Below are 4,433 nucleotides of genomic sequence, written 5' to 3' on the forward strand. Positions count from 1 at the left end.
CGCCCCGCTGACGGATCACGACGTGCACGACCTGATCACCGCGCCGCGCTGTGCACCGCTGCTGTTCGGTGCGCACGGGAGCGGGCCCGTCGACCTCGAAGGCCTCGAACAACTGCTGCTGCGCCTGTCCCGCATGGCGAGCGACCTGCCGCAGCTCGCCGAGGCCGACTTCAACCCCGTCATCGCCACGCCCGGCCACGTCACCGTGCTCGACGCGCGGGTACGCCTGCTGCCGCGCAGGGCCCAGGACCCCTATCTGCGCCGACTGCGTTGAGGAGGAACAGACATGAAGCACAGCAGGATCGGCACCGTCATGACGGCCGACGTCGTCCGCGCCGTGTACGGCACCCCGTTCAAGGAGGTGGCTCGGCTGCTCGCAGACCACCGCATCAGCGGACTGCCCGTGGTCGACGAGGACGAGAAGGTCATCGGGGTGATCTCCGAGACCGACCTGATGGCCCGGCAGTCCCAGGACCCCGGTCAAAGGCGCCGCTTCCGGCTCGCGACTCTGCGCCGGGGTGCCCGGAGGCAGGCGGCGAAGGCCCATGCCCGAACGGCCGGCCGGCTGATGTCCCAGCCACCCGTCACCGTGCACGCCGAGGACACCATCGCCGAGGCCGCCCGGACCATGGCGCGGCATCGCGTGGAGCGGCTGCCCGTCGTGGACGAGGAGGACCGGCTCGTGGGCATCGTCACCCGCCGTGACCTGCTCCAGGTCTTCCTGCGCCCGGATGCCGACATCCGCCGCGAGGTGATCGAGGAGGTCCTGGTCCGCACGCTGTGGCTGGCGCCCCGGAGCGTCACGATCACCGTGACGGAGGGCGTGGTCACGCTCGAGGGCCACATGGAGCGCAGGAGTGAGACGGAGATCGCCGTCTCCATGACGAAACAGATCGACGGAGTGGTCGCGGTGGTCGACATGCTCACCTACCGGCTCGACGACGCGCGCATCAGGCTGGACGACCAGGCACTGCACGGAGTCACCGACGACTGGCTGCGCCGGCTGTGAGAGGAGGCGGACCGCCATGCTCAGCAAGGTACTGGTCGCCTATGGAACGACGAACGGATCAACCGCCCGGATCGCCGAGGCGGTCGCCGACGTCCTGCGGAAGGAAGGGCTGACGGTCGAGGCACTGCCCGCCCGGTCCGTCGACAGCGTGGAGGCGTACGACGCGGTGGTGGTCGGCGGCGGGCTCTACGCGGGACGGTGGCACCGTGACGCACGACGGTTCGTCCGTCGCCACCGCCGCGCGCTGACCGGGCGCCCGCTGTGGTTCTTCAGCAGCGGCCCGCTCGACGCCACGGCCTCGGAACGGGACATCCCACCTGTGCCCGGCGTCCGCCGGGCCATGGTCCGGCTCGACGCCAGGGAGCACATCACCTTCGGGGGCTGCCTCCAAGAGGGCGCGAAGGGGCGCATGGCCCGGATGATCGTCTCCTCCGGAAAGGGCGGAGACTTCCGCGACTTCGAGCGGATCGAGGCCTGGGCCGCAGGCATCGGCGCACAGTTGGTCACGCCTTCTCCTGGAAGGGAACCTCAGTAGACGCGGCCTCGGCCCGCTTTCACAGCGGGCGACGGCCACCCACCCCACTCCGTCGTCCCGCCGGGCTCGGTCCCGACACCGGCGACGGCGATGCCTGCGCGTGACCTCATTTCTGTCACCGTGCGGCCATACCGGGTCGGCCCTGGGCAGAGGTCGAAGAACCTCTGCCCAGGGCCGGCCCGCCTGTGTCCGGCCACTAGGGCCGTCCGGCACGGGATTGCGCACCGTTCGGCTCAAGTGCCCTGCTTCAAGGGGGAGTTGGATGAGAGTGAAGGAACTTCCCGAAGTGTTTTCCGACAGGAGGTGAGAGCAGTGCGTACGACTCTCACACCGGAGTTCTACCAGCTGTTCGCCGTGCTGCTGGTCGCGGCCATGGCCGTGACGTTTGTCGTGGCCGCGGTGGCCGACGGCGCTTTCGTGTGGCTGCTGCGTCGGCTGTCCACTCGCCGCCAGCCGCGCCGCGCAGCAGTGCCGAACGTCCCCGACAAGGGCCGAACCGCCCCTACTGCCGACCGGACGCCGGTGGGACGGTGAACGTGGTCCCACCGACCGTGGCGGGATGTCCGAGGCCGTACCGAAGGCGGTGACGATGATGGAGCTGCCCCTGGTTGTGGGTGTCGACGGATCGGAGTCCAGCCTCCGCGCGATGGACTGGGCGGTGGACGAGGCGGCCCGCCACGGCCTCCCGCTCCGCCTGGTGCACGCTTTCCTCTGGGAGCGCTACGAGGGCATCGGCCTCGGGAGCGACCTCGGCCGGTCCTCCGGGCGGGTGCTTGCCGAGAACATCGTCGGATCCGCGGTGGAACGCGCCTGGCGGCGCAACCCTGCCGTGAGGGTCTCCACCGAGCTGGTGCCCGAAGAGGCGGTCTCCGCGTTGTTGCTGGAGGGCCGCAACGCCGCGGCGCTGGTGACGGGCTCGCGTGGCCGCGGCGAGCTGACGGGACTGCTCCTGGGTTCGGTCGGCCTGGGTGTGGCGGCCCGGGCCCACTGCCCGGTGATCGTGGTGCGCGGCGACAAGGTTGCCATGGAGGGCAGGCACGAGCGGATCCTGCTCGGAGCCGGGGACCCCGACGTGAGCGGTGAGGCGGTGCGTTTCGCGTTCCGTGAGGCCGCCGCCCGCGCCGCCACGCTCGATGTCGTACGTGCCTGGCGCTGCCCCGCGCACGAGACCGCCGATCATCCGGCGTCGGCGAACGAACCGGAGCGGTACCACGAGGAGCGGGCTTCGGCTCTGCTGGACGCGGTACTCCACGACGCCGTCGCGGACCACCCGCACGTGCGGATACGCCGCACGACGGTCGAGGGACCGGCCCACAAGGTCCTGCTGCACCGCTCCGCCGCCGCCGACCTGGTGGTTGTCGGAGCCCGGCGCAGGCACGGCCACTTCGGCCTCCAGCTCGGTCGGGTGGGCCACACCCTGCTGCACCACGCGGGCTGCCCGGTGGCGATCGTGCCGCAACCGGTGTGACCGTGGAAAACGCCCCGTACGCACCTCATCCCTCCTCGCTCAGGAGTTGTCCATGACCGTCCAAGTGGGTATCGACGGGCTCGGCCGCATCGGCCGCGCCCACCTGCGCGGGGCACCGGAGCGTGCCGAATCCGGCAGGTCGGCGTCCGCCGAGGCGGCCGACGGGCGGCTGCGCGGCATCCTGCGGGTGACCACCACGCCGATCGTCTCCCGTGAGGTGATCGGCGATCCCGCCCCCTGCGTCTTCGACGCGGCCCTGACCCGGGCCCACGGCGACCCGTTGAAGGTCTTCGGCCGGTACGACAAGGAGTGGGGCTGCAGCAACCGGCTGCTCGACCTCACCGGCCACACTGCGGAGCAGCTGTGAACCGGCCGCCCGCGCGGCCCGGGAACTCCCTCGACGGGATCGCACCCGTGCTGCGGGGCGTTCGCGCCGTCGTCCTCGACACCGATGGAGTGATCACCGACTCGGCCAGGGTGCACGCCGCCGCCTGGAAGACCGCCTTCGACGCGTTCCTGCGCGACCATCCGCCCGAGGACCCTCACCAGCGGCGTCCGTTCGACACACGCGACGACTATCTGAAGTACGTCGACGGCAAGTCCCGCCTCGACGGTGCCGCCGCCTTCCTCGCCTCACGCGGCCTCGACCTGCCCGTCGAGACGGTCCGCGACGTCGCCGCCGACAAGGAGCGGCTGTTCACCGAGCGGCTGAGTGAGAAGGGTATCGACGCCTACCCGGGCACTGTGCGGCTGCTGCGAGCCCTGCGACGCGAGGCGGTGCCCCTTGCCGCCGCCTCCGCGTCCCGCCACGCCCGTGAACTCCTCACCAGGGCCGGCGTCCTCGACCTCTTCGACGCGCTGGTCGACGGCGGCGAGGCGGCCCGGCTCGGCCTGCCGGGCAAACCACAGCCCGACCTCTTCCTGGAAGCGGCCCGCCGGCTCGGTGTCCCCGCCGACCGCACCGCCGTCGTCGAGGATGCCCTGGCAGGTGTGGAGGCGGGCCGTCTGGGCGGGTTCGCCCTGGTCATCGGTGTGGATCGCACGGCCGGTCCAGGTACCGGGGACAGACTCCTGCGGCACGGCGCCCACCTGGTCGTACGCGACCTGGGTGAACTGATCGAGGCAGGATCACCGACGTGACGGGCTGGACCTGGGACTACGAGGGCTACGAGCCCGCGGACGAGCGGCTCAGGGAGTCCCTGTGCACGCTGGGCAACGGCTACTTCGCCACCCGAGGATCGATCCCCGAGTGCGCGGCGGACGACGTGCACTATCCCGGGACGTACGCGGCGGGTTGCTACAACCGGCTCACCTCCGACGTGGCCGGACGCCGGGTCGAGAACGAGGCGCGCTCGACGCCGAGGTCTTCTTGGCGGTCGCCTTCGCGGGCCCCGCGCTCGATGCCGAGGCCTTCCTGACGA

6 protein-coding genes and 2 pseudogenes are annotated in these 4,433 nt (G+C 71.3%); all 8 read left to right on the top strand.

Going from position 1 to position 4,433, the window contains the following annotated elements:
• The coding region (locus O3Q52_RS49515) for an acetate--CoA ligase family protein (RefSeq protein ID WP_269654994.1) at nt 1-274 on the top strand (274 nt) is incomplete at its 5' end.
• A gap of 12 nt (nt 275-286) precedes the next feature.
• The gene (locus O3Q52_RS49520) at nt 287-1,009 is read left to right on the top strand and encodes a CBS domain-containing protein (RefSeq protein WP_269654995.1); all 723 of its coding nucleotides are present in this window, start codon (nt 287-289) and stop codon (nt 1,007-1,009) included.
• Nucleotides 1,010-1,025: 16 nt separating this feature from the next.
• The gene (locus O3Q52_RS49525) at nt 1,026-1,544 is read left to right on the top strand and encodes a flavodoxin domain-containing protein (RefSeq protein WP_269654996.1); all 519 of its coding nucleotides are present in this window, start codon (nt 1,026-1,028) and stop codon (nt 1,542-1,544) included.
• Between the two features lie 312 nt (nt 1,545-1,856).
• Nucleotides 1,857-2,078 (top strand): hypothetical protein, encoded by a 222-nt coding sequence (locus O3Q52_RS49530; protein WP_269654997.1) that lies wholly within the window; start codon nt 1,857-1,859, stop codon nt 2,076-2,078.
• 25 nt (nt 2,079-2,103) lie between these two features.
• A complete protein-coding gene (locus tag O3Q52_RS49535; protein WP_269654998.1) occupies nt 2,104-3,012 on the top strand; it encodes a universal stress protein in 909 nt (302 codons plus the stop codon).
• A 154-nt stretch (nt 3,013-3,166) separates the two neighbouring features.
• A pseudogene (locus O3Q52_RS49540) lies at nt 3,167-3,379 on the top strand (hypothetical protein); the annotation flags it as partial.
• On the top strand, nt 3,376-4,152 hold the full coding sequence (locus tag O3Q52_RS49545; protein ID WP_269654999.1) for an HAD family phosphatase: 777 nt from the start codon (nt 3,376-3,378) through the stop codon (nt 4,150-4,152). The pseudogene O3Q52_RS49540 and the gene O3Q52_RS49545, both read left to right, overlap by 4 nt.
• Nucleotides 4,149-4,358: pseudogene (locus O3Q52_RS49550) on the top strand (hypothetical protein); the annotation flags it as partial. The gene O3Q52_RS49545 and the pseudogene O3Q52_RS49550, both read left to right, overlap by 4 nt.
• Between the last annotated feature and the right edge of the window lie 75 nt (nt 4,359-4,433).

The sequence above is a fragment of the Streptomyces sp. ActVer genome (assembly GCF_027270795.1).
Classification (GTDB): domain Bacteria; phylum Actinomycetota; class Actinomycetes; order Streptomycetales; family Streptomycetaceae; genus Streptomyces; species Streptomyces umbrinus_A.